General features: G+C 58.4%; 19 protein-coding genes and 1 pseudogene. 13 read left to right on the top strand and 7 right to left on the bottom strand.

Annotation, left to right across the window (positions count from 1 at the left end; all coding sequences use genetic code 11):
- Nucleotides 1–19 precede the first annotated feature (19 nt).
- Both ACQZ6D_RS07655 and ACQZ6D_RS07650 read left to right on the top strand, forming a co-directional pair.
- Nucleotides 20–1,417: a sensor histidine kinase gene (locus tag ACQZ6D_RS07655; RefSeq protein WP_236768943.1), complete on the top strand. Its 1,398-nt coding sequence runs from the start codon at nucleotides 20–22 to the stop codon at nucleotides 1,415–1,417.
- Between the two features lie 35 nt (nucleotides 1,418–1,452).
- Nucleotides 1,453–1,645 (top strand): annotated as a pseudogene (locus tag ACQZ6D_RS07650) (outer membrane protein); the annotation flags it as partial.
- A gap of 113 nt (nucleotides 1,646–1,758) precedes the next feature.
- On the opposite strand, the gene ACQZ6D_RS07645 reads toward ACQZ6D_RS07650, so the two are convergent.
- Together ACQZ6D_RS07645 and ACQZ6D_RS07640 are read right to left on the bottom strand one after the other, a co-directional pair.
- Nucleotides 1,759–2,145: a hypothetical protein gene (locus ACQZ6D_RS07645; protein WP_111798686.1), complete on the bottom strand. Its 387-nt coding sequence runs from the start codon at nucleotides 2,143–2,145 to the stop codon at nucleotides 1,759–1,761.
- A 104-nt stretch (nucleotides 2,146–2,249) separates the two neighbouring features.
- Entirely contained in the window at nucleotides 2,250–2,681 is a 432-nt protein-coding gene (locus ACQZ6D_RS07640) for a MarR family winged helix-turn-helix transcriptional regulator (protein WP_025594436.1), read from the bottom strand.
- A gap of 206 nt (nucleotides 2,682–2,887) precedes the next feature.
- Here ACQZ6D_RS07640 and graD point away from each other — a divergent pair, with 206 nt between their 5' ends.
- From graD to ACQZ6D_RS07605, 7 genes are all read left to right on the top strand, one after another.
- Nucleotides 2,888–3,427 carry an FADH(2)-dependent resorcinol hydroxylase reductase component gene (gene graD, locus ACQZ6D_RS07635; RefSeq protein ID WP_003514147.1) on the top strand — a complete coding sequence of 180 codons (540 nt, stop codon included), beginning with the start codon at nucleotides 2,888–2,890 and terminating at the stop codon, nucleotides 3,425–3,427.
- 36 nt (nucleotides 3,428–3,463) lie between these two features.
- A complete protein-coding gene (gene graA / locus ACQZ6D_RS07630) occupies nucleotides 3,464–4,693 on the top strand; it encodes an FADH(2)-dependent resorcinol hydroxylase oxygenase component (protein ID WP_448729750.1) in 1,230 nt (409 codons plus the stop codon).
- Between the two features lie 46 nt (nucleotides 4,694–4,739).
- On the top strand, nucleotides 4,740–5,723 hold the full coding sequence (gene tsdA / locus ACQZ6D_RS07625) for a gamma-resorcylate decarboxylase (protein ID WP_174049974.1): 984 nt from the start codon (nucleotides 4,740–4,742) through the stop codon (nucleotides 5,721–5,723).
- A gap of 3 nt (nucleotides 5,724–5,726) precedes the next feature.
- A complete protein-coding gene (gene graC / locus ACQZ6D_RS07620) occupies nucleotides 5,727–6,782 on the top strand; it encodes a maleylacetate reductase (RefSeq protein WP_112154338.1) in 1,056 nt (351 codons plus the stop codon).
- Nucleotides 6,783–6,822: 40 nt separating this feature from the next.
- A complete protein-coding gene (gene graB / locus ACQZ6D_RS07615) occupies nucleotides 6,823–7,710 on the top strand; it encodes a hydroxyquinol 1,2-dioxygenase (protein WP_112178629.1) in 888 nt (295 codons plus the stop codon).
- Nucleotides 7,707–8,045 (top strand): YciI family protein, encoded by a 339-nt coding sequence (locus ACQZ6D_RS07610; RefSeq protein WP_065702582.1) that lies wholly within the window; start codon nucleotides 7,707–7,709, stop codon nucleotides 8,043–8,045. The genes graB and ACQZ6D_RS07610 overlap by 4 nt, the downstream gene beginning before the upstream one ends.
- A gap of 220 nt (nucleotides 8,046–8,265) precedes the next feature.
- Nucleotides 8,266–9,552, top strand: coding sequence for an MFS transporter (locus tag ACQZ6D_RS07605; protein ID WP_013636793.1), 1,287 nt, complete (start codon nucleotides 8,266–8,268; stop codon nucleotides 9,550–9,552).
- A 53-nt stretch (nucleotides 9,553–9,605) separates the two neighbouring features.
- Here ACQZ6D_RS07605 and ACQZ6D_RS07600 read toward each other — a convergent pair whose 3' ends face one another.
- From ACQZ6D_RS07600 to mprF, 4 genes are all read right to left on the bottom strand, one after another.
- The gene (locus tag ACQZ6D_RS07600; RefSeq protein WP_448729749.1) at nucleotides 9,606–11,933 is read right to left on the bottom strand and encodes a DUF1217 domain-containing protein; all 2,328 of its coding nucleotides are present in this window, start codon (nucleotides 11,931–11,933) and stop codon (nucleotides 9,606–9,608) included.
- 377 nt (nucleotides 11,934–12,310) lie between these two features.
- Nucleotides 12,311–13,636 carry a telomere resolvase TelA gene (telA, locus tag ACQZ6D_RS07595; RefSeq protein ID WP_065702585.1) on the bottom strand — a complete coding sequence of 442 codons (1,326 nt, stop codon included), beginning with the start codon at nucleotides 13,634–13,636 and terminating at the stop codon, nucleotides 12,311–12,313.
- Nucleotides 13,637–13,924: 288 nt separating this feature from the next.
- Nucleotides 13,925–15,295, bottom strand: coding sequence for a virulence factor (locus ACQZ6D_RS07590; RefSeq protein ID WP_112154334.1), 1,371 nt, complete (start codon nucleotides 15,293–15,295; stop codon nucleotides 13,925–13,927).
- Nucleotides 15,296–15,306: 11 nt separating this feature from the next.
- On the bottom strand, nucleotides 15,307–17,907 hold the full coding sequence (gene mprF, locus ACQZ6D_RS07585) for a bifunctional lysylphosphatidylglycerol flippase/synthetase MprF (RefSeq protein WP_112154333.1): 2,601 nt from the start codon (nucleotides 17,905–17,907) through the stop codon (nucleotides 15,307–15,309).
- A 275-nt stretch (nucleotides 17,908–18,182) separates the two neighbouring features.
- Here mprF and ACQZ6D_RS07580 point away from each other — a divergent pair, with 275 nt between their 5' ends.
- Nucleotides 18,183–18,476: a hypothetical protein gene (locus ACQZ6D_RS07580; RefSeq protein ID WP_065702586.1), complete on the top strand. Its 294-nt coding sequence runs from the start codon at nucleotides 18,183–18,185 to the stop codon at nucleotides 18,474–18,476.
- A gap of 60 nt (nucleotides 18,477–18,536) precedes the next feature.
- Here the strand turns inward: ACQZ6D_RS07580 and ACQZ6D_RS07575 are convergent, their stop codons facing one another.
- Nucleotides 18,537–19,577: a dipeptidase gene (locus ACQZ6D_RS07575; RefSeq protein ID WP_065702633.1), complete on the bottom strand. Its 1,041-nt coding sequence runs from the start codon at nucleotides 19,575–19,577 to the stop codon at nucleotides 18,537–18,539.
- Nucleotides 19,578–19,812: 235 nt separating this feature from the next.
- On the opposite strand from ACQZ6D_RS07575, the gene ACQZ6D_RS07570 reads away from it, so the two are divergent.
- Genes ACQZ6D_RS07570 through nikC form a run of 3 tightly spaced genes read left to right on the top strand, consistent with a single transcriptional unit; the run spans nucleotide 19,813 to nucleotide 23,323 of the window.
- Complete coding sequence (locus ACQZ6D_RS07570; protein WP_003514121.1) at nucleotides 19,813–21,408, top strand: ABC transporter substrate-binding protein; 1,596 nt, start codon at nucleotides 19,813–19,815, stop codon at nucleotides 21,406–21,408.
- A 2-nt stretch (nucleotides 21,409–21,410) separates the two neighbouring features.
- Nucleotides 21,411–22,424, top strand: a complete 1,014-nt coding sequence (locus ACQZ6D_RS07565; protein ID WP_003514118.1) for an ABC transporter permease — start codon at nucleotides 21,411–21,413, stop codon at nucleotides 22,422–22,424.
- A complete protein-coding gene (gene nikC, locus ACQZ6D_RS07560) occupies nucleotides 22,421–23,323 on the top strand; it encodes a nickel transporter permease (RefSeq protein WP_003514116.1) in 903 nt (300 codons plus the stop codon). Before ACQZ6D_RS07565 ends, nikC begins: the two co-directional genes overlap by 4 nt.
- Nucleotides 23,324–23,326 lie beyond the last annotated feature (3 nt).

Here is a 23,326-nt window from a genome sequence, read left to right as displayed (position 1 = left end):
ATCCCTGCGGTGGGCGCTGATGAAGCGTCTTTTCGCCTTGCAGGCGTTCTTGCTCGTTCTGTTTGTCATCCTCCTCGTCGGCTGGATCTGGATCATTGATCCACGGCTGGAGGGCGCCAATGAAGAGGCTGTCCGCATCGTTGCGGAAAGCGTGACAAAGGATGGGCAGGGCCGGGCGCAAGTTTTGCCCACGCCCGGATTGGTCGAGCTGAAACAGCGCTATCCGAATCTTTGGTTCTTGGTGCGGGACGCCGATGAAATCGTCCTGCGATATGGAGAAATCCCAGTACCGGCTTTGGCGGCAGTTTTTCCGTCAAGCATCGAAAGGGCGCGTCTGGAAGCGGGGGAAACAGTCCGGGCCACCATGGAAAACCGCGATACACCTGCCGGGCGGCTGCAATTCATTGCCGGGACGGAAAAAGGCATCCCGAATGACGGCCTCAGCCTATGGATCAGTATGCAGTTAGATCTGGAAAAGGATGCCAACGGCGAGATCCGCTGGCTTACAGTCTTGCCGGGTGTGGGCTTCGTCATTCTTATCGCCGTCGTGCCCATGCTGATCCTGACTGGTATCGCGACATTGATCGTGACCCCGTGGGCGGTCGGCCGTTCACTTGGCGGCCTGATGGAAACGGTCAGCCAGGCGCAATCCATCAATTTCGAGAACCGGTCTGCCCGTATCAATCGTTCCAAGGTGCCCAGCGAAATCATTCCCCTGGTAAATGCCTTCAACGTCGCGCTTTCCAAGCTGGATGAGGGATATAATCGCCGTAACCGCTTTCTTGCCGATGCCGCGCATGAGTTGAGAACGCCGATTGCAATCGCGCGGATCAGGGCCGATCTTTTGCCCGATGACGCGCTGAGCCTACAACTCCGGGCCGATATCGATCGCCTCACACGCGTTGCGCACCAGTTGCTGGAGATGCAGGCGGTCGGCGTGGTGGAATTACCCGCCGAGCGGCAGGACCTGAACATCCTTGTCGAGCGCATCGCGACCGATGTCGCGCCGATTGCGATGGATGCCGGTTACGAGTTCGATTTCGAGCCAAGTGAAGGAGAGGCCGTGTTCACGGTCCAGACTTCGATCATCGAGATGGCGGTCGTCAATCTCGTTCGCAACGCAATCGATCATGGCGGCGGCGAGGGTTCTATCACGATCCGGGTCGGTGCTGCGGGCTTCATTGACGTTTGCGATGAAGGGCCGGGCATCCCCGTCTCGGAGCGCGAGCAGGTATTCGAGCCGTTTCACCGCGTCAATACGAACTCGCCAGGAGCCGGCCTCGGATTGAACCTAGTCCAGAAGGCGGCAGAGATTCATGGCGGACGCGTTGTCTTCCTCGACCTCAATCCCGGTTTTTGCGTCCGGCTGGAAATTCGCTCGGTGGCTTTGAAAGGTGCTGCGGCTGACACTGTCTAGCTGACGGGATTTTAAGCGATCAGGCACGTTTCCCCGGCCTTACCGCCAAAAAGCTCAAGGATGGAAACGGCGTCACGGGTGCCGACTGCTGGAACCAGGGCTATCGGGTTGGCGCCGGCGTCGAACAGAGCTTCGGCGGCGGCCTGTCGGCCAAGTTTGGCGAGCGGCAGGTCGAAGTCCGATCCAAATGATCACGTCATCAAGGCCGGCCTGAACTACTGCTTCTGACCGGCCCATCCGATGAGAAATCCCAGGGAGAACGTTCCAACGAAAACCGCCGCTTCAAGCATCAAAGCGGCGGTCAAAAATCTGGGAGGGCGGAGTTTGAAATCCGGAAACGATCACTCGCATTCGAGCGCCGGTTGCCGGAAGCTCGTGACATACCATTCGCCGCCGGAATTGCGTGTGTAGAAAGTGTAGAAGCAGTCTATGCGCTCGACATAACCCGGCGTCTCGGACACTTCGTAACGCTCTCCGCGCCGTGTTGTCCGCACTTCGCCACTCGATGATCCGGCGACAACCTGTGTCTTGTTCTTCCGCCACTGGTAGGCCTGCTGTCCACCGCCAAGGCTATAGATATTGTCCGGCGACCCATAGTCCAGCATCACGCTGGTGATGGGCGCGCCGATATAGCTTTTCATGACTGTTGAGGCGCAGGCCGAAACCAGGATCGATGCTGTGACAAGGGCGAGCGTTGTCAGGAAGGCGGGTGACAATCTCTCGGACATGGGCAATTTTCCTCCGCTGTGGTGAGTTGCCACAGGGATAGGAACCAGCCATTACAAGTACATTGCACGCGAAGGTCGTGACGGGTCAGCGGATCCTTGGGGGATCAGAGACCGGCAATATTGCGGCCGATGTGGCGCAGGATGCTTTTGAAAAGTTTCACTTCGGCCGGGTCGAGGCCTTCGATCGCGGTCTTTTCGAACATGGCGGCGATGGGCATCAGTTCCTCGGCAAGTTCTTCACCCTTTGGCGTCAGCGTGATGCGCACGATCCGCGCATTGTCGACCGGTCGCTCGCGGCTGACGAGGTTGCGTCTGACGAGCAGGCCAACAAGCCGGGAGAGCGTGGAAATCTCCACCGACACGAGGTCTGAAAGCTCGGTCAGCGTTTTGCTTTCCTGTTGTCTCAGCGTTGCCAGCACACGATACATCGGCAGGGTAATGTCATAGGATGCCAGCCTCAGGGAGAAGCGCTCTCCAAGCCGAACACCTACCCAGTTGAGCAGGTAGGGTACCGAGTCAGTGAACTGATAAGACACAAGCAAAACCCCGTTTTGAGAAACACGTGCGCGGATGACGTGGCGCACCCATCGGCTGTACCGGCATAATCTATCAGTTTCAATAGTTTCGCTCCAGAAGACCGGGGACGGCGAGGCCATATCGCAGCTTCCCCCGCCATAAAACATTTGCATTGACAAATGTTGCAAATGAAAATATTTAAGAATGCAGGATTTGGGAGGATCTCATGACATCAGCACTGTTTGGCCTGAACAATCTTGCGCCTGAAGGCGTCGGCCAGAATTTCCGCACGACGATGCGCCGTTTTCCGGCGACAGTGACGGTCATCACTGCCTGTGCCACGGGTGATCAGCGCGATCACGGCATGACGGTTACCGCCGTCACCTCGGTTTCGATGGAGCCGCCCTCTCTTCTGGTTTGCCTGAACAACCGCACGTTTCTGCACGAATTGCTGCTCTGCCGGCCCGATTTCATCGTGAATGTGCTGACGCAGGACCAGATTGCCTTGTCTGATGCTTTCAGCGGCAAGGTTTCACCGGAGGAGCGTTTCCGCAACGGCGAGTGGCAGCGTCATGACAACGGTGTTCTTTATCTGCCCACGGCCCATGCCGCCATCGCCTGCCGCCGTGTCGCGGCAATGCCATATGGAACGCATACGGTGTTTATCGGACAGGTGGTGTCGGCCGATGTAAGCGAGACGACACGACCGCTGCTTTACGAAAATGCCCAATATTGCGCCGCAAGCCCGGCAGGCCTGTCCGCCTGATATTTCCCGGCTAGACTATTCTCGGAGGAGACAATCATGAACGATATGAGCCATGCGCCGCAGCCGGCGCAAACGAACCCGCATGTCCGCCTCGTCGGTCGCGTTGCCGGTGTAGCGGATCTTTTCCGGTCCAGCGCCCGACAAACAGAGGAGGCGCGCCGCGTTCCCGCCAGTCATATCGCGGCGCTGCGCGGCATCGGCTATTTCGATGTCGTCAAACCGCGGGCTTTCGGCGGGCAGGGCGGTGAATTTGCCGAGCTTGTCGAAGCCAATATCGAGCTTTCGGCGGCCTGCGCGTCGACTGGCTGGGTTGCCGGCCTGCTTTCCGCCCATCAATGGCTGCTGGCGATGTTTCCAGAGGAGGCGCAGGCGGATGTCTGGGGCGAAAATCCTGACGCGCTTCTGTGTGGTTCCTATGCGCCGGTAAAGATGGCGGAGGCCGCTGACGGCGGTTACCGCCTGAGCGGCAAATGGGCCTTTGCCTCGGGCTGCGAGAATGCCCAATGGTCTCTCTGCGCCGCCATCCTGCCGCCGCAGGGCGAAGGCAGGCCGGTTCCGGCCTTCCTTCTCGTGCCTGCGAGCCAATATGCCATTGAAGACACGTGGCATGTGGTCGGGCTGGCCGGCACGGGTTCCAAGACGCTGGTTCTCGATGATGTCTTTGTTCCCAAACATCGGGTTCTGACCTTTCCGGACGCGACCAGCGGCTACACGCCGGGCGGGCGGTTTTATGCGCAGGAAGGTCTCTTCAACATGCCGCTTCTGACCGGCATTCCTTCCTGTCTCGCCTCGGCTGGAGTCGGTGCAGCCAAGGGTGCCCTGGCAGCCTATGTCGATCATGTCGGTGGCCGGGTGACGCGCGGTGCGGTGGCGGGCGGCAATAACCGCATGGCGGAATTTCCAACCATCCAGCTGCGTGTCGCGGAAGCCGCTGCGAGCGTGGATGCCGCTTGTGAAATCCTGTTGCGCGACGTTGCGCGGGCTCAGACACTCTCACAGGCAAGGATTGAAGGGCGGGCGGAATTTTCGGTGGACGACCGGCTATTGAGCCGTCGCGGCCAGTCCTTTTCGGTCTCTCTGGCGCTACGCGCCGTGCAGGCACTCAACGATTCCACCGGCGGTGTCGGGCTCGATCTTTCCAATCCGGTCCAGCGGGCCTGGCGGGATGCGAATGCGGTGGGCCGCCATATCAGCATGAACTGGGATGCCGTGGGCACCATGATCGGCCAGAGCATGCTCGGCCTGGAACCCAAGGGCCAATATTGACCGCACATGTGGCGGCAACTGAACAGCGATTTTCGGAGGAAATAACATGCAAGGCAAGGTCGCTCTCGAAGAGCATTTCGCAATCCCGGAAACACTTCAGGATTCGGCCGGGTTCGTGCCCGGTGATTACTGGAAGGAACTGCAGCATCGCCTGCTCGACATTCAGGATACGCGCCTGAAGCTGATGGATGCGCATGGCATCGAAACCATGATCCTGTCGCTGAATGCGCCGGCGGTGCAGGCTATTCCCGACAAGAAGAAGGCGATCGAGATTGCGCGCCGCGCCAATGACGTCCTGGCTGAAGAATGCGCCAAGCGGCCGGACCGCTTCCTCGCCTTCGCAGCCCTGCCGTTGCAGGACCCGGATGCGGCGACCGACGAGCTTCAGCGCTGCGTCAACGACCTCGGTTTTGTCGGCGCACTCGTTAACGGCTTCAGCCAGGAGGGCGATGGCCAGACACCGCTTTATTACGACCTGCCGCAATATCGTCCATTCTGGGGCGAGGTGGAAAAGCTTGATGTGCCTTTCTATCTGCATCCGCGCAATCCGCTGCCGCAGGATTCCCGCATCTATGACGGCCACCCCTGGCTGCTTGGCCCCACCTGGGCGTTTGCGCAGGAAACGGCGGTTCACGCGCTGCGCCTCATGGCATCAGGCCTGTTCGATGAGCATCCGCGCCTCAACATCATTCTTGGCCATATGGGCGAGGGCCTGCCCTACATGATGTGGCGCATCGACCACCGCAATGCCTGGGTGAAGCTGCCGCCGCGCTATCCGGCCAAGCGCCGTTTCATGGATTATTTCAACGAGAATTTCCACATCACCACCTCTGGCAATTTCCGCACCCAGACCCTGATCGATGCCATTCTGGAAATCGGTGCCGACCGCATCCTGTTCTCCACCGACTGGCCCTTCGAGAACATCGATCATGCCTCCGACTGGTTCAATGCGACGAGCATTGCCGAGGCCGACCGGGTAAAGATCGGCCGTACCAATGCGCGCCGCCTGTTCAAGCTCGACGGAGCCTGAGCCATGCAGCCGTTCGTCTATACGACGGCCCCGGCCCGCATCGTCTTTGGCACGGGTAGCTCCGTGGGGGTGGCGGAGGAAATCCGTCGCCTCGGGCTGTCACGGGCGTTGGTGCTTTCCACACCCCATCAGAAGGGCGATGCGGAGGCTTTGGCCGCCCAGCTTGGCCAATTGGCTGCCGGTGTTTTTGCCGATGCGGCCATGCACACGCCGGTCGAGGTGACGAAAAGGGCGGTCGAGGCCTATCGCGCTGCCGGTGCCGATTGCGTCGTATCGCTCGGCGGCGGCTCTACCACCGGTCTTGGCAAGGCCATTGCCTTGCGCACCGATGCGCCCCAGATCGTCATTCCAACGACCTATGCCGGCTCTGAGGTGACGCCCATTCTTGGCCAGACGGAAAATGGCGTGAAGACCACCCTGCGCGGTCCGGAAATCCTGCCGGAAGTGGTGATTTACGATGCCGAGCTGACACTTGGATTACCTGTTGGCATCAGCATGACCAGCGGGCTAAACGCCATGGCCCATGCGGCAGAGGTGCTTTATGCTCGGGATCGCAATCCCATCGCCAGTATGATGGCGGTGGAAGGGTTGCGTGCGATGATCGAGGCGCTTCCCGGTGTGAGGATGGCGCCGCAAGATACCAAGGCGCGCGAAACGGCACTTTACGGCGCGTGGCTGTGTGGCACGGTGCTTGGCGCTGTTGGCATGTCGCTGCATCACAAGCTTTGTCATACGCTGGGCGGCAGTCTGGATTTGCCGCATGCAGAAACCCATGCGGTGCTTCTGCCGCATACCATCGCTTATGTGGAACAGGCGGTGCCGGATCAGCTTGCGCCGCTGGCCGCACTTGTCGGTGGCAGGGCAGGGACGGGTCTTTACGATTTTGCCGCCCGGCTCGGCGCGCCGGCAAGCCTTGCAGCACTCGGTGTTGGCGGGGAAGATCTCGACGCTATGGCCGAGCTTGCGACCGCCAATCCTTACTGGTGCCCGCGGCCAGTTGAAAAAACCGCGATCCGCGCCCTTTTGCAACGCGCCTTCGAGGGCGCAAGGCCGGAGTGATCCGGCAAGCAGGGAGCGGCAATGATGGGAGGAGGACATTATGGACATGAAAACAACCGGTGACGACGGCTATTTCGTCGAGGAACGTTCGGCCGAAACCGTGATTGCCCGTATGCGCGATTGTGACGATCCGCGTCTCAAGGAGATCATGGCGGTCGTCACCCGCAAGCTTCACGAGGCGGTGAAAGAGATTGAGCCGACTGAAGAGGAATGGATGAAGGCGATCCATTTTCTGACCGAGGTCGGCCAGATCTGTAATGAATGGCGGCAGGAGTGGATCCTTTTTTCCGATATTCTCGGCGTTTCCATGCTGGTCGATGCGATCAACCACCGCAAGCCGAGCGGCGCGTCGGAATCCACCGTTCTCGGGCCTTTTCATGTGGCCGATGCGCCTGAGATGCCGATGGGCGCCAATATCTGCCTCGACGGCAAGGGCGAGGACATGCTGGTAACCGGCCGCATTCTCGACACCAATGGAGTGCCGGTCGCAGGCGCCCGCATCGACGTCTGGCAGGCCAATGACGAAGGTTTCTACGACGTGCAGCAGAAGGGCATTCAGCCCGATTTCAACCTGCGTGGCGTATTCGTCACCGGTGAGGACGGACGCTACTGGTTCCGGGCGGCGAAGCCGAAATATTACCCGATACCGGATGATGGCCCCGTGGGGCAGCTTCTGCGGGCCATGGGGCGCCATCCCTACCGACCAGCGCATCTGCACTACATCGTTTCGGCAGAAGGCTTCACCACGCTCGTCACGCATATTTTCGACCCTGATGATCCCTATATTCGTTCGGATGCGGTTTTCGGTGTGAAGGAAAGCCTGCTGGCCGATTTTCAGCGGGTGGAGGATGCGCAGAGGGCGCAGGAGCTGGGGTTCGCCAACGGCTGGTTCTGGTCGGTGGACCACGATTTTGTGCTCGCCCGATGACCGGCGGTAGCGACCGTCCCCGGCTCTATGTGCGTTTTGCGGAAAGTGATCCCGCTGCCGCTGAGCAAAGGTTGGCGCAGATGAGTGCCCACAAGGCTCATTTACGCAACGAAGATGGCGTTCCGGAAGGATTCAGAATTCTCGCATCCGGCCCGATGCAGGCGGAAAGCGGAGGGTCTGCCGCGGCCCTCATCATTGCTGAAGCCCGCTGCATCGAGGACGTCATGGCTTTTAGCGACGCCGACCCTTTTGTCATTCACGGCGTCTATAACCGCATTCGTATTTTGAACTGGACGCCGACTTTGTCGAGGATTTCGGAGCTGGAAGGCGACTGAAATCCACGCCTGCAATGGCTGTTGACGATTGTTAATATTTCAATTGCAATTTTTGCAAACGCAACATTTAATCGAAGGCGGGTGATGCTGGCGATATGTGTCTTGACAGGAGCGAGACGCACATCAGGGTGGAGCAAGCCGGGCACCCAGGGAGCAATCGCAGGAACGGGAAGACGTCGATCCATTCCGGGTGGCGCGTTCATGCGTGAAAGGGAGGAATATGTCCACGAACTATATGAGCGCCGCCTCGGTGCGGACGAAGAACCCGGCTGGCGTCATCGCGACATGCGGCCTGATGATCATGTTCGACGGTTACGATCTTGTCGTTTACGGCGCGGTTGCACCGGCGTTGCTGAAAGAAGGCGCATGGGCGCTCAATCCGGCCATGGTCGGGCGGGCTGCCGCCTTGACGTTGGTGGGCATGCTGCTCGGCGCGCTGTTTGCCGGCACCATGGCGGACCGTATCGGCCGCCGGAAGGTCGTTCTCATCAGCCTTGCCGGATTTTCAGCGATGATGATTGCCTCGGCCATGACGCCGAACTTTCTTGCTTTCGAAATCACGCGCTTCTTCGCCGGTCTCGGCCTTGGCGCGCTCCTGCCGACGGTGACGGCGCTGGTGCTGGAATTCTCGCCGCCCAAGCGCAGGGCGCAGGCAAATTCCCTTTCCTTCCTCGGTTATCTTATCGGCGGCATCATTTCCGGCCTCATGGGTATTTTGCTTCTGGAGAGCTATGGCTGGCGGCCACTGATGCTGATCGGCGGCCTGCCGCTTATTCTTCTGCCGATCTTCATGCGGTTCCTGCCGGAATCGCCGGAATGGCTGGCAAGCAAGGGCCGGCAGGCAGAGGCAGACGGGATTTGCGACACTTACGGCCTGCAACGCATCACGCCACATGCCAAGATCCAAAAGGGCGGCGTGGGCGCCCTCTTCTCGGAAGGCCGGCTGCTTTCGACGCTGAATGCCTGGGGCATTCACTTTTGCTCGCTTCTGCTGACCTTCGGCATGGTCAACTGGCTGCCCACCATCATGAACAAGATGGGCTACGATATCAGTTCGGCGCTCAGTTTTTCCATCATGCTCAATGTCGGAGCCGCAATTGGCATTCTCATCGGCGGGCGTTTCGCCGACAAGGGTAACGTCAAGGTGGTTGTGGCCGTCCTGTTTGCCATTGGCGCGGCCTCGATCTGGGCCTTGACGGTAAACAAGGGGCCGTTGCTCTATCTTTTCGTTGCCCTTGCGGGTGCGGGAACGATTGGAACCCAGATTCTTGCCAACGTTCTGGTCGGGCGGCTTTATCCTGTCCATATTCGCGGTACGGGTCTTGGCTTTTCCCTGGCCGTCGGGCGGCTGGGCGGCATCGCCGGTCCGATGATTGGCGGTCTCGTACTGCAACGGGGCCTGGCTCCGGAGTGGAACTTCTACATTTTCGGCTCGGTCGCGCTGGTCGGGCTGGCTTTGACCGTATTGACCCTGCTCTACCGCACTTCAGGCGACGGGCGGGTTTGACTAAGATGATGTTGGCCGCAGGGCAAAACCTGCGGCCAGCACTAATAGATGGTCTAACCTCTGCGGCGGCTGCGGAGTTGCCCCAACGTCGCGAGTGTATTGCCGCTGATGGACGTGCTGCCGCTGCCGAATAAAGCGAGACGCGGATCCGACGTTGCGTTGTTCGCTTCGAATGTCAGCAAAAAGCGATTAACCAGTTTTTCGACCTTCTTGGGGTCCTGCAGGTCCTTTATCTTCAACTTCTTCTCGATCATCTTTGCCTGCGCATCCACCTTGGAGTTTGCGGTTTCTGCGGGAATTCCAAGGGCGGTGCGGGTGAACTCCGCAAGCGCATTATCGGCGAGTATGTCATAGGGATTGGAAATGCTGGCAGCCATGCGCTTGAAATAGAGCGCAAGGCGAACGCCGGAATTTTCTTCGCCGACCCGCTGTTCCAGCGTCTGCCGAACATATTTGTCGCGTGTTTCCATGAGGCTGCGGGTGTTCTGCACGCTCTGGCCGGCTTTCGCGACGATATTCCCCTTGGCGTCGAAATTGAAGGAGCCGGCAAGTGCGCGGAAGCGGGCATCTTTTTCGGTATTGGCGAAACTTTTGGGGTCCTTGAGGTCGGACTTGAAGATCTTCTTGAGGTAGTCGGTGGTGACCGTTTTGGGGTCGATACGCTGCGCAATCAGCATGAAATCGAGAAGGCGGCGGTCGGAGAGCAATTGATCGACGGTTTCAATCGTTTCCATTTTCTGGCGATAGTAGGTGACCTCCTTTTCGCCTTTCTCCCTGACCTTTTTGTCCTTGTCCCAACGGGTAACTTCCTTCAGATAATTTCGCGATATTCGAGTGATCTCGTTTTCCGACTGGGCGAGCCGGGGTGAGCCGATCTTGCCCTCGGCATCAAAGTTGAAAGCCTTGGCCAGCCGCACGAAACGCTCGTCTTTCAAAGTATAAACGTAACTTTTCGTGTCTGACAGATCGCTGGTAAATACCCGTTTCAGCGTGAAGGACGAGGCTTCTTCAGCGGTAATATCGAAGGCCTTCAGGGCGAAGTTTCGAATGATGACCGCGCCCTGCGCGTTCGACAGAAAATCCTCGAGATTTTTCGTCAGGCCGATGTAGCGCTGGTAGTTCTTGATTGCCTTTTCGTCCGCTGCTTCGTCCTTGTCATCGTAACGGCTGAAGTAGAGGTTCATCATGGTGTTGAGCTGTTCGGCGGTCTGCGCGACCTTGCCGGTCTTGATCTTGCCATCCGCACCGAAATTGAAGGCGCGTGCCAGATCGACAAGACCTTTGTCCTTCTCCTTGTGGATAGGGCTTTGCGGATCATTCGGATCCTGCAAGACGGCCCAGCCGATTTTCTTGTCCGTCTCATCATTGTCGGTCAGATTGAAGCTGACGATGAGCATCGTTCTCAGGCGCGCAAACTGCGTCATCTGGCTGGCCTCGGTGATGGTTTTCATCTTGTCGGCGAAATACTCGCGGTTGAGAACAGCTCCGGCCTGCGTCAGGCGGGGATTTGAAAGAACGTAGGTTTCGTTAATCAGTCGCCTCTGCGCAGTCGTCTGCGCCGGCATGCCGTCATCTACGCGGCCGTCGTCCCGGAAATTAAACGCGGCCGCCATCTCGAACAGTTTGTTGGCATCGTTGATACGCTTGTTATATTGGCTGATCAGGTAGTCGATCTTTGCGAGCGCCGGTTTGTCGGTGGACGCGACGCCTGCACGTTCTATGCGCAGATCGGCCGCCTTTGCCTTCCACTCCGGTATCAATGACTTGTAGGTCTTGTTGATGTAGCTATCGGCATTGCTGATATCGCTCGTCAGAACGTTTTTGACGTGCTTGTAGCTGAAGGTCTCGGGGTCGATGCCGAAGGATTTGAAGATATAATCCCGAAGCCGCGTGTTCTTGAAGATATCGTCGACATGCCCGACCTTCTCGATGGCAATGTTATAAAAACGGGTCTCTTCCTTTAATTCGGTGCCTTCCTGTTCGATCGTAGCGTGATAGGTGGCAATCAACCGGTCCTGCTGGGATTTTGTCTGAACCGATTTTTCCGCTTTGATCGTGCCGAAATCGAAAGAGGCAGCGAAGTCGCGGTATCGCGTATCCTTCAGTTTGTTTGCGAAGCTGTTCGGATCGTTGAGATTGCTTTCCAGCACCTTCTTCATGAAGGCGGTGGCATAGATCATTTCCTCCAGTCCATGTGCCTTCATGGCGTAGGAATAGAGCCGGAAGTCCTTCAGGAACGCGTCGAGGTTTTTAACCTTGCCGATATTATCCGTATAATATTTGGCGTCGCGCGATACGACGGGGTCGTTCGCGACGCGTTTCAGTGACAATTCCATATCACGATTGTAAAGAGCGTAAGTCGTATATGCGGGCAGCACCATGTGTCTCCGAAAAAACTATGGCAAAATCTGTGCGTGAACCAGTTATGAAGCGGATAATTGCAGTATAGTCTTGCGCGTAGCTGTATAATTAAAAGTAATATTTAGAGTAAATATTTTGTATTATTAAATTAGTTGAGATTTATATTGATTGTTTGGTGCGTGGCTGCGTTCAGATCGCGTGCAGGCAGAAGCGGCCCCAAGCGCCAACGCCAACACCACGCCGGCAGACAAAGGGGAAAGACTTGGCAAAAGCTGAGGGCGGCACATTTGTCCGGGCTGTTGGGACAGACATGCGGAAATACCGCTGGCAGCGTGTTCAGCGCTATCCTGAGGCAAGGCCGTATTAGAGGCTTTTTCTAGGGCAGTTCCGGGTACCGCTACGGGTTCTTGCGGGAGACGGGGGCGATGGTCGCCATCTGCAACAAAGTGCGCTCATTCGTGCGTTTGGCTCGCGCCAATGCATCGTCGCGGTCTTCCGGCAGCGTGTAGGTCATGTAGGACAGCGAGGTTTCGAGGTCGTTATTATTGTGTCCGAGGATGGCCGCGAAATAGCTGTTCTTGGTGACATGGGGCGGCGCGAAATTGTGATACGCCACCTCCGCATAAAGGTGCCGCAAGCCATAGGGCTTGGGCAGTTCTTCCTTCGGCCAGAAATCCTCGAACAGATTAAAAACCGTGTCCCGAAGCAGCAGGCGGGTTTCCGATGAAAAATCGTCGATCGACATGCCGTGCCACAGTTTTCCCTGCCCGCTTTCGCGCAGGCGCTGGTAGGCGGACAGGATGGTTGCGGAGCGTGCAAGGACCGGGATCTCGTAGGTAATCCCGAATTTCGTTCCTTCGCCCTGCTTCGTCTTGGCCTGGCCGTTAAACAGGATGCTCCATTTGGAAACGCCCTTGCCATAGGGAGCGGGTGAAAACTCGGCCTGCGTAAAGACCTCGTAGGGGCGTCGCCCCGTCATGCCGATCAGGCCGATGCCGATCATCAGCGGATCGTTGGACTGGAGGCAATCGGTGCAAATCTTCAGAACCTGCCGGTAATTTTCGAACGTGATCAGCGCACCATGCTTATTGGCGATCTTCTCCATCTTGACCCGGCGCGCATCGTCGTACATCGCTGCATCGCCGGTGGCGATCTTCAGCATCGGATGGTCGTCACCGAAGGCTTCGCGGATGGCGTTACGATATTTGGTGATGTAGGAAATGATCGTCGTCTGGGCGCGGCCCTTCATGACGGCGATTTCGGCGTCCCACAAGGCCTGCATCTCTTCTTTCGAGCCCAGGCCGTTCATCGCTGCAATAAAATCCGCGATCCGCAAAAGCACTGTCGGCTTGCGGCCGGCGGTGTTGAACTCCGCCCGTTCGATCTTTTCGACAATGGAGGTCGCCACGCCGGTTTTCGGATAGTCGGCCCGCTCTATATAGGTCTTCAGCCGCTCCCGCAGCTTTTTCATGTTGCAGATGGCAAGCGGGGTGCTCTTTGCTCCAAATTCGGCCTTCAGGGCATAGCGATATTTCATGATGTAAAGTTCGAGCGTCTTTTCCGTGCGGCCATTGTCGAAATGGTAGCGGACCTCTGCGTCCCAAAGATCGCGGATTTTTTTGTTTCGCAACGCCTCGCTGCTTTTCATCGCCTCCCTGACCCGACCGACGAACTGGTCGATGCGTTCCACGAGAACTGGAGTTTTGGTCTTTCGTGCGAGCATGCGGCGGCCCCTGAACCGGTCGGGAAATATAAAATCTATGATTGGCAATCAACAGAAGCATGGTTGCGGAAATGCCATGGATATCCGCCGCCAGCATATTTCTTTTGAATAATAGTTTAATCGATTCCGCAAGTATGGCCGTGATGCGTGGAACCTTCAAGGAAGGTATGCGAGCCGAGATCGGTAAGTCGGGGAGCCGGCATCCTGCCGGCGGCGCTTCGGGTGATTGAATTCTGATGGAAGTATGGGCTTCGGGAATTCTCCCGAAGCCGCAGAGGTTGCGACAGCCTATTTCGGTAGCCGGGTTTTCAGGGAGGTCACGATGCGCTTGGCAAGCCCCTCATAGTCCTCATCGAAATGGTGGCCACCTTCGATGCCGACCGTCTCCACGCCCTTTGCCTTCAGGCCGGGGCAGGGGTCTTCATCCTCTTCCTCCGTGCCATAGACGCATTGCACCAGCTTCGGATCGATCTTGACGATGTCATCGATGGTCTTGCCGCCCTTGCCTTCGCCGGCAACGCCGAGCCAGCCCTGGACGGAAATCTCGAAATCGACTTCGGTCGAAAGTCCAAGCAGCGTCAGCTGCACGACATGCGATTTCGCGCGTTCGGGCAGGAGATTATAGGTGGCGGGAATGATATCGGCGCCAAAGGAATAGCCGATCAGCACGACGTTCCGAACCTTCCATTCCTTGCGGTAGGTGTCGATGATGCGTGCAAGGTCATTGGCCACTTCCTGCGGTTGTTTTTCTTTCCAGAAGTAACGCAGGGCATCGACGCCGATCACAGGTATCCCCTGCTTTTGCAGCGCGCCGCCGACTTCCTCGTCCAGATCGCGCCAGCCGCCGTCACCGGAATAGATCACCGCCATGGTGTCCATCGCCGGGCTCGTTTCGAGAACCGTGATCGGCAGGCCTAGCGGGCTGCTGGTGTCGCCCGCCGCATCGACCTTGTCGGACAGGGTCTGGGACAAAATCTCATCCGCCTTGCCTGTCACATCAGTCACTTCGATATCGGGATGAAGCTTCACCAGGGCGTTAACGTGGTCGCGGCCCTTCTGATCCGCATCGGGCGTGAACAGCACGCTGACAGGAGCTGGCAGCGGGCCATCGGTCAGGCCATAAACCGTTTCACCGTCCACCTTGTCCTTGGTGGCGGGGGTGCAGAGTATCTTCTCAAGCGGCAGGCCAGTCTTGGGGTCAACCGCGATGGCTTCCTGAACGGTGGAGACCGGGCTTTGCGCGATCATGGCGAGCGCCAGCGTTCCGCCCTTGCCGATGCCGGTGAGGATAGGCTGGCGATAGCTGGCGGTCCCGGCGGTGCGCTGGATCTGCTGCGACAGCGACTCGATGTCCGAGATCATATAGATACACTCGTCATCATCGGCCTCGAGTGCCTTCAGATATTCCTTGAAATCGATGCCGACCACCGCGGCACCCTTTTCCACTAGTGCTTTGGCGCGTTCTTCGTCGGTGCTGGTCCATCCGTCCGCATCGGAAATCAGGAAGACGCTGGCGAGAATTTCACCATCCGGCACCATGATGTGCTCGGCGGGAATCATACCGGTGTCATAGGCTGGCTTGTCCTGCGAAAAGGCGGCGCTGGAAGCAAACAACGGGGAGAGGAACAGGGCGGAAGCGGCAAGGGCTGCCTTCAGCATGCTGTATTTTCTCATTTTCCGATCACTCCTCTGACACCGCCACTGATCAGAACCGTCGCGTCCATCAGCGCCAGAGCGGCGTCTGCGCCATTTTGTACGGCGAGGTAACGCGGTTCCCATTTCGGGTGGAACTTCGTCTTGAACGCACGAAGGCCCTTAAAGTTGTAGAATCGTTCGCCATGTTCGAAAAGCGTGCTGCCAATGCGGTCCCAGACCGGTGCCGCATCGCGCTTCGACATGCCGGACATGGGTGCCATGCCGAGATTGAAGCTCTCATATCCCGTCTCACGCAGGTGCTGCATGATGCTGACGAAGAGGAAATCCATCGAGCCGCGCGGTGCATCCGGTGAAAAGCGCATGAGATCGACGGTGGCTTCCTTTTTGGTGTCCGTCACCATCAGATTGGCGAAGGCGGTGATCTTGCCATCCTTGCGCAGCACGGCGACGGGCTGGGAGAGAATGTAGTTGGGCTCGAACGCACCGAGAGAAAATCGCTTTTCCCTTGTATTATGGTGGGTGAGCCAGCCATCCGAGACCTGCTTGAGATCATCCAGAATATCGGCAACATGCGATTGCTCGACAACTTCGAAGGTCAGCCCGTCGCGGGCGCCGCGGCTCAGTGACTGGCGAAGGGTTGCGAGCTTGCCGCCCTTCAATTCGAATGCGGTAAGATCGACCAGCGCCAGTTCGCCAAGCTTGAAGGCACGCAGGCCCGCATCGGCGCAATGGGACAGGAGGAAGGGCGAAATCTGGTAGAAGGCGGCGCGCGCACCCGCCGAACGGGCGGATTCCACGAATTGCCAGACCAGATCGGGAAAATCCTCCTCGTTGCCGACGGGGTCGGCGAAGGCTATCCATGATCGGCCCTGAATGCCGTACATGATGAAGGCGCTGCCGCTTTCGGAGAACATCACATGCTTGTCGCCCATGCGCACCAGATTGGCATCGGCCGAATCCTGCTGCATGACGATGTCGGTTGCACGTTCAACGTCTTCCGGCTGGATGGAATCCGGCTTGAAAGTGACCGGCCGCATCAGGCTGAAAATTGCAATGGTGGAGGAAGCGAGCACCAGGCCGAGAAGGGCGCGCAGACCGCGCGGTGCTTCTTCGGAGAACTCGAATTCCCACCACAATGTGTGGCTGTAATCGGTGTCGCGGTAGACGAACAGAAGGATCGTTGCCGCGCCGGCGATGATGACGGCCATAGCGGCGAGCCAGCTCGGTCCCAGCGCCTGTTTGACCAGCGAGGCATGACGGTTGAAGCTGCGCATATTGAGGGCGAGCGCCGCGATGAAGATGCCGAGGAAGATTGCCTCGAAAACGGCGATCGCCTTCACCAGCGACAGGATGAGCGCCAGCGATGCGGCGACAAGGGCAATCCACCACGCCCCATCCAGCCGCTGCCCGAGGCCGCGGGAGGCGACAACGAGGCCAAGGCCGAGAATACTCGTCAGAAAGTGCGCCGCCTCGATGATCGGCAGTGGCACGAAATTCGACAGGAAATCCAGATTGCTGCCGGGCGTCGGCGTCACGCTCGAAAAGATCAGCATGGTGCCGAGAATGATCGCGAAGGTCGAGAGCAGCGGCGGCGCCAGCCGCACGGCAAGCTGGCTGATATCGGAGACCACCGGCTTGGCCGCGAACTGCTTCATTTCGGAAACGATCATCACCAGAATGGCAACAACCAGCGGCAGGACGTGATAGATGACGCGATAAAGAACGAGGCTTCCGAGCAGCTGATCGACGCTGATCGCGTTGCCGAGCCCGGCTACCATGACCGTTTCGAACACACCGAGACCGGCGGGAACGTGGCTGAGAACGCCAAGGCCAACGGCGGTGGCATAGATCGCGAAGAATGTCGGCCAGCCGAGATGCGTCTCGGGCAGGAGCACGTAAAGCACGGAGGCGGAGGCGGCGATATCAAAGGCGGAGACGAGGAACTGGCGCGAGGAGGTGCGGCTGTCGGGAAGGCGCAGTCGCCATTTGCCGAGCCGGATCGCCTTGCCGTTGCGGCCGATATAGGCGGTGGTAACGAGAACGGCAATGACGGCGAGCGCTCCGCCCCTTAGAACAGTCGGGTCGAGACCGATGATGGCGGCGATGCGTGGTGCGACGATGAAGGTCGAAAGGGCGCTGACCGACAAAAGGCCCAGCCCGAAGGACAGCGTGACGAAGGCGATGACACGGGCGATGTCACCCGGCGAAAGTCCCAGCCTGGAATAGGCGCGAAAGCGTATTGCGCCGCCGCTCAAGGGGCCAAATCCAGCAGTGTTGCCGATGGCGTAAGCGGCAAAAGCGGTGGCCGCCATGGACGGGAAGCGCACCTTTTTGCCGACATATTCGATCGCGTTGGCGTCGTAGAAAATCAGCGACAGGAAGCTCAGCGCCGTAAAGACCATTGCAAGAAGAATGGCCGGAAGCGAAGTGTCCAGAAGAGCTGCGATCACATCATCGTACCGCACTTCGGATGTGAGGCGGTAAATCGCAAACGTCATCATCACGAAGATGAGCGTAATGGCGATGGCCGTCAGATAGGGCCGGTTTCTGGCAAAGAAGCTTTCAACCGGGGATTCGGTAATATCGGTCTGTATAATTTCGCTCTTGTCTGCCATTTGCTTTTTCCAGCGCCAGTCCCTTGGTTGGCGAACCACAGGATTGTGTCGCTAATTCGTTTCGGTTGAGGAAATTTGCTTAGCAGAAATGCGTGACGTGTCGATGTGAAGTTTGGCGACAAACCAACGAGATTTTCGCCGTTAAAATGAAAAATGCAACCAAAAAGAGCGATGTTCAAATTTTAGATCAAAAACTCCGTGAATTAATCGTTCCGATTGCTTGGAGGCGATGTTTGATGTGATTAAACGCTTCTTTCAATTGAAGGAAATGCAAAATGAACCTGCCTACAAGAATAGTAATTTCGCTGATCGCAGCCCTTTTGGTGGGCGGCGGCTACATGGCTTATGACAAGATGCGGGGCGCCGAATGGGTTGTTTCGCCGCAGCAGATCGCTGATGCGAAGGCCGGCGGGCAGGCCGGATATGAATCGCGTCCGGGAACAGTGACCGTTCTGCCGATCCGTAGCGAGACGGCGGATGTACTGCCGATCAAATGGGCCATTGCTGGTCTGGTCGCAGGCCTGCTGGCGTTTCGGTCCACGGGCAAAAAGAAAGCGGCAAAGGCCTGAGGCCTGCCGCTTCATGTCTCCGGCACGGAAGTCCGGGGAGAATGCCAAAGTCGGGGCGCGTTACGCGCCCCACGTTTTCTCCAGCACGCGAACCCAGTTGCCATGGCAGATCTTGGCGAGTGCGGCGTCGTCATAACCGCCGTTGCGCAGGGCTGTGACCAGCAATTGCAGATCGGCCGCATCCTTCATGGCTGCTGGAATGGTGGTGCCGTCGAAATCCGAACCGAGTGCGACGTGATCGATTCCGATGCGGTTGACGATATAGTCGACATGGCGGACCAGTTCGCCAAGATCGGTAGCCGGGTTCTTCACGCCGTCCTGGCGCAGGAACAGAACGCCGAAATTGATGCCGGCAAGACCGCCTGTGTCGCGGATCGCGTCCAGCTGGCGGTCCGTCAGGTTGCGGCTGTGGTTGCACAGCGCATAGGTGTTGGAATGGGACGCCACCAGCGGTGCGTCCGAAATCTTCGCGATGTCCCAGAAACCCTGTTCGTTCATGTGCGACAGGTCGACCATGATCTTCAGTTCGTTGCAGGTCTTTACCAGCCGTTTTCCGGCATCGGTGAGGCCGGGGCCGATATCCGGTGTCGACGGGAAGCGGAAGGGAACGCCGTAGGCGAAGATGTTCGGGCGGCTCCAGACCGGGCCGAGCGTGCGAAGGCCAGCCTCGTGGAGAACATGCAGCACATCCAGATCGGCGCCGATCGCTTCTGCGCCCTCGATATGGAAGACGGAGGCAAAGGCGCCCTCTGCCATCGCGCTGCGGATCTCGGCGGCCGTGCGGCAGACTTTCAGCGCACCGCCTGATTGTTTCTCGGCGCGGAACAGCAGGGCTGCCATGCCAAGCGTCGCCTTCAGCGCGTCCGCTTCAGCCGGTGTCGTGAAGTCGCCGTTCGCGTCCTTCTCCATGCTGGGCGAGGGGACGTAGATGGCGCAGAGGCCACCGGCCAACCCGCCCTTCCTGGCGCGCGGCAGGTCGATGTGGCCGACCGTATCACCCTCGATGAGAAGCGTTTCGGGAGAGGCATTGCCCGATCGCCATAACCGCAGAAGCACGTCGTTGTGGCCGTCGAAGACGGGTACGGTTTTTTCATCGGTCATGGTCATTCACCTTTGGATACGGGCGGGGCGCGGGCGCGCGGTCGTCAGACTTTTGAGAATTGGTAGAGGAAAGGTCAAGGTCGGAGCAAATGCAATCCGTGCATAGGCTCTGCCAAATTTGGAATTGGTCGCGCCTCGTTTGCTCGTGGTAATCGCGGGAAAACATAAAAAAAATGACTGGATTGGGGCGAACCCATACCGTTTCCGAAAAATAAGGTCCGAAAGGGGATTTTCGATGATTTCAAGACGCAACCTGCTGATTGCCGGCGCTGCCGTACCGTTCCTGTCCTATGCGCACATTCCGGCATTTGCTGCGACGCCCAAGGATATTCTGGTGGTCGCGCAGCAGCTGGACAACATGACGAGCCTTGATCCGCATGAGGGTTTCGAAGCCGTCGGCGGTGAAATCATGTCCAACATGTACCAGAAGCTGGTGCGGGCGAACCGTGAAGATTCCACCAAGGTCGATCCGGTCATCGCGAAGTCCTGGGAAGCCGATGCGGAAAGCAAGGTTTTCACCTTTGTGATTGGTGACGATGCGACCTTCTCGAGCGGTGCGAAAGTGACCGCGGAAGACGTGGCCTTTTCTCTGCAGCGCGCCATCAAGATGAACAAGAGCCCGGCCTTCATCATCGGCCAGTTCGGCTTCACGCCTGACAATGCCGAAACCACCATCGTTGCCGCCGACGAAAAGACAGTGAAGCTGACGACGGCAAAGCCGACCGCAATCTCGTTCCTGCTCTATTGCCTCTCCGCCAATATCGGCGCGATCGTTGAAAAGAAGGCCGTGCTGGCAAATGCCTCGGGCGAAGACCTCGGCAATGGCTGGCTGCAGAAAAACAGCGCCGGTTCCGGCGATTTCATGTTGCAGGCCTGGAAGCCGAGCGAGAGCGTAGCGCTCACCGTCAACCCGAATGGCCCCTACAAGGGTAACATCAAGCGCGTCATCCTGCGCCATGTCACCGATCCGTCTTCCCAGCTTCTGATGTTGCAGAAGGGCGATATCGACATTGCCCGCGACCTGACCTCGGAACAGCTGCGTACCGTCCAGAACGACGCCAACATCGAGTTGCAGCGCAAGAGCATCGCCTCGCTGGTGCTGATCTCGCTTAATCAGGGCAATGAGAACCTTGCCAAGCCACAGGTCTGGCAGGCCATCAAATGGGCGCTGGACTACAAGGGCATGCAGGAAAACATCGTGCCGCTGACGCACAAGGTTCACCAGAGCTTTGAGCCGGAAGGTTTCCCCGGCGCCGTCAACGACACGCCGTACCAGCGCGATGTCGAAAAGGCCAAGGCGCTGATGGCGGAAGCCGGTCTTGCCGACGGTTTCGAAATCACCATGGATCACTATTCCGCCCAGCCTTACCCGGATCTGGCGCAGGCCATCCAGGCAAATCTTGCCGATATCGGCATCAAGGTGCGTCTGCAATCTGCCGAGAACCGTCAGGTTCTGACCAAGATGCGCGGCCGCGAACACCAGATGGCGCTTTCCGCCTGGGGCACGGATTATTTCGATCCGCATTCCAATGCCGATGTCTTCAACATCAACAAGGACAATGGCGACGACGCCAAGTCCAAGCCCTTCCTGTGGCGTTCGCGCTTCAAGAACGACGACTTTGCCGCGAAGGCAGAAGCCGCCCGCGACGAGAAGGACCCGGCAAAGCGCATCGAGCTTTATGAAGCGCTGCAGCGCGAGCACATGGAAAACAGCCCCTTCGTCTTCATGTTCCAGACGACGAAGACGGCCGCGTTCCGCAAGGGCGTTTCCGGCTTTGAACTCGGCGTTCTCTCCGAGGGCAATTCCTACCACGATGCTAAGAAAGCGTAACATTGAACAAGCGCGTCAAAAGCATATCGTCGACACTGAGCAGCGTCATTCTGACGCTGTTCGGGTTGATGGTCATCACCTTCCTGATCGGGCGCGTCATGCCTGTCGATCCTGTCATCGCGGCAGTCGGCGACAACGCGCCTGAAGACGTCATTGTGCGGGTTCGGGCCGAAATGGGCCTGGACCAGCCACTGGTCGTTCAGTTTTTCCACTATGTGTCGCAGGTGCTGCACGGTGATTTCGGCAATTCCATCCTGACCCGCAACCCGGTCTGGATCGATATCAAGCGCGTTTTCCCCGCCACCTTCGAGCTTGCTACGGCAGCACTCATTCTCGCTGCGCTGATCGGCATTCCGCTCGGCGTATGGGCCGCCGTGAAGCAGGGTAAGTTGACGGACCAGATCATCCGCGTCGTCTGCCTTGCCGGCCATTCCGTGCCCGTCTTCATGCTGGCGCTGATTTCGCTGCTGGTATTTTACGCCACGCTTGGCGTCGCACCCGGACCGGGCAGGCAGGACATTATCTATGACGGCATGATCTCGCCGGTCACGGGCTTGATGACGGTCGATACGCTGCTTGCCGGCGACTGGGACGCGTTTTACGACGCCATCGCCCATATGGTGCAGCCCGTCTGCATCCTTGCCTATTTCAGCATGGCCTATATCACCCGCATGACACGCGCCTTCATGATCGATGCGCTGAAGGGCGAATATGTCATTACCGCCCGTGCCAAGGGGCTTTCGGCAATGACCGTCATCTGGGGGCACGCCTTCCCGACGGTTGCCGTACAGCTCGTCACGGTTCTCGCACTCACCTATGCCGGCCTTCTGGAAGGTGCCGTGGTGACGGAAACCGTCTTCAGCTGGCCGGGCCTTGGCCAATATCTCACCGTCTCGCTCATGAACGCGGACATGAACCCTGTCGTCGGAGCGACCCTGTTGATCGGCCTGATCTATGTCGGCCTCAACCTGCTCGCAGACGTACTTTACCGAGTAATGGATCCCCGCGTTCGATGATGTTAGCAACTTTCAGAAACTGGGCTCTGGATGAGACGCCGCATTCCCGCAGGCAGGCTGCCTGGGGAAACCGGTACCGCATCTGGCTGAACCTCAAGTCCAATCCGCTGGCGGTGGTCGGTCTCACGATCATCATCGTCTTCATTGCGCTGTCGCTGCTGGCGCCGTTCATTGCGCCTTACGATCCGGCCGCGCAGAACCTCGGCAACCGCCTTGCCTTCCCGAGTGCCGAGCACTGGTTCGGCACGGATGAGCTGGGTCGCGACATTCTTTCGCGCATTCTTTATGGTGGTCGCGTCACGCTTGGCATGGTCATTGCCGTCGTCGTTCTCGTTGCGCCGATCGGTCTCGCCATCGGCTGCATCGCCGGTTATTTCGGCGGTATCGTCGATACGGTGTTGATGCGGGTGACCGATGTGTTCCTGGCCTTCCCGCGCCTCATCCTGGCGCTTGCCTTCGTCGCGGCGCTGAAGCCTGGCGTCGAAAGCGCCATTCTCGCCATCGCGCTCACCGCCTGGCCGCCCTATGCGCGTCTCGCTCGCGCCGAAACCATGACGGTTCGCGGCAGCGATTTCGTTGCGGCCTACCGGCTGACAGGCGCTTCCGCCTGGCGCATCATCGCCCGTCACATCGCACCGCTCTGCGTGCCGAGCCTCATCGTGCGCATCACGCTCGACATGAGCTCGATCATCATCACCGCCGCAAGCCTCGGCTTCCTCGGCATGGGCGCGCAGCCGCCTTCGCCGGAATGGGGTGCGATGATTGCGACGGCCAAGCGCTTCATCTTCGAACAATGGTGGGTCGCCACCATTCCGGGCATCGCCATTTTCCTCGTCTCGCTCGCCTTCAACTTCCTTGGCGATGGTCTGCGCGACGTGCTCGACCCGAAGGGACATTGAGCC

The organism is Agrobacterium sp. 22-3639C2 (assembly GCF_053522105.1).
The sequence above is the reverse complement of the archived record's forward strand: the minus strand, read 5'-3'. Positions and strand labels throughout refer to the sequence as shown.

Bases quoted from the DNA above. Each gene is read 5' to 3' on its own strand.
- graB (WP_112178629.1), top strand. From the start codon at position 6,823: ATGGACATGAAAACAACCGGTGACGACGGCTATTTCGTCGAGGAACGT.
- ACQZ6D_RS07655 (WP_236768943.1), top strand. From the start codon at position 20: ATGAAGCGTCTTTTCGCCTTGCAGGCGTTCTTGCTCGTTCTGTTTGTC.
- ACQZ6D_RS07570 (WP_003514121.1), top strand. From the start codon at position 19,813: ATGATTTCAAGACGCAACCTGCTGATTGCCGGCGCTGCCGTACCGTTC.
- tsdA (WP_174049974.1), top strand. From the start codon at position 4,740: ATGCAAGGCAAGGTCGCTCTCGAAGAGCATTTCGCAATCCCGGAAACA.
- ACQZ6D_RS07575 (WP_065702633.1), bottom strand. From the start codon at position 19,577: ATGACCGATGAAAAAACCGTACCCGTCTTCGACGGCCACAACGACGTG.
- graA (WP_448729750.1), top strand. From the start codon at position 3,464: ATGAACGATATGAGCCATGCGCCGCAGCCGGCGCAAACGAACCCGCAT.
- graC (WP_112154338.1), top strand. From the start codon at position 5,727: ATGCAGCCGTTCGTCTATACGACGGCCCCGGCCCGCATCGTCTTTGGC.
- ACQZ6D_RS07605 (WP_013636793.1), top strand. From the start codon at position 8,266: ATGTCCACGAACTATATGAGCGCCGCCTCGGTGCGGACGAAGAACCCG.
- mprF (WP_112154333.1), bottom strand. From the start codon at position 17,907: ATGGCAGACAAGAGCGAAATTATACAGACCGATATTACCGAATCCCCG.
- nikC (WP_003514116.1), top strand. From the start codon at position 22,421: ATGATGTTAGCAACTTTCAGAAACTGGGCTCTGGATGAGACGCCGCAT.
- graD (WP_003514147.1), top strand. From the start codon at position 2,888: ATGACATCAGCACTGTTTGGCCTGAACAATCTTGCGCCTGAAGGCGTC.
- ACQZ6D_RS07600 (WP_448729749.1), bottom strand. From the start codon at position 11,933: ATGGTGCTGCCCGCATATACGACTTACGCTCTTTACAATCGTGATATG.
- ACQZ6D_RS07590 (WP_112154334.1), bottom strand. From the start codon at position 15,295: ATGCTGAAGGCAGCCCTTGCCGCTTCCGCCCTGTTCCTCTCCCCGTTG.
- ACQZ6D_RS07580 (WP_065702586.1), top strand. From the start codon at position 18,183: ATGAACCTGCCTACAAGAATAGTAATTTCGCTGATCGCAGCCCTTTTG.
- ACQZ6D_RS07610 (WP_065702582.1), top strand. From the start codon at position 7,707: ATGACCGGCGGTAGCGACCGTCCCCGGCTCTATGTGCGTTTTGCGGAA.
- ACQZ6D_RS07645 (WP_111798686.1), bottom strand. From the start codon at position 2,145: ATGTCCGAGAGATTGTCACCCGCCTTCCTGACAACGCTCGCCCTTGTC.
- telA (WP_065702585.1), bottom strand. From the start codon at position 13,636: ATGCTCGCACGAAAGACCAAAACTCCAGTTCTCGTGGAACGCATCGAC.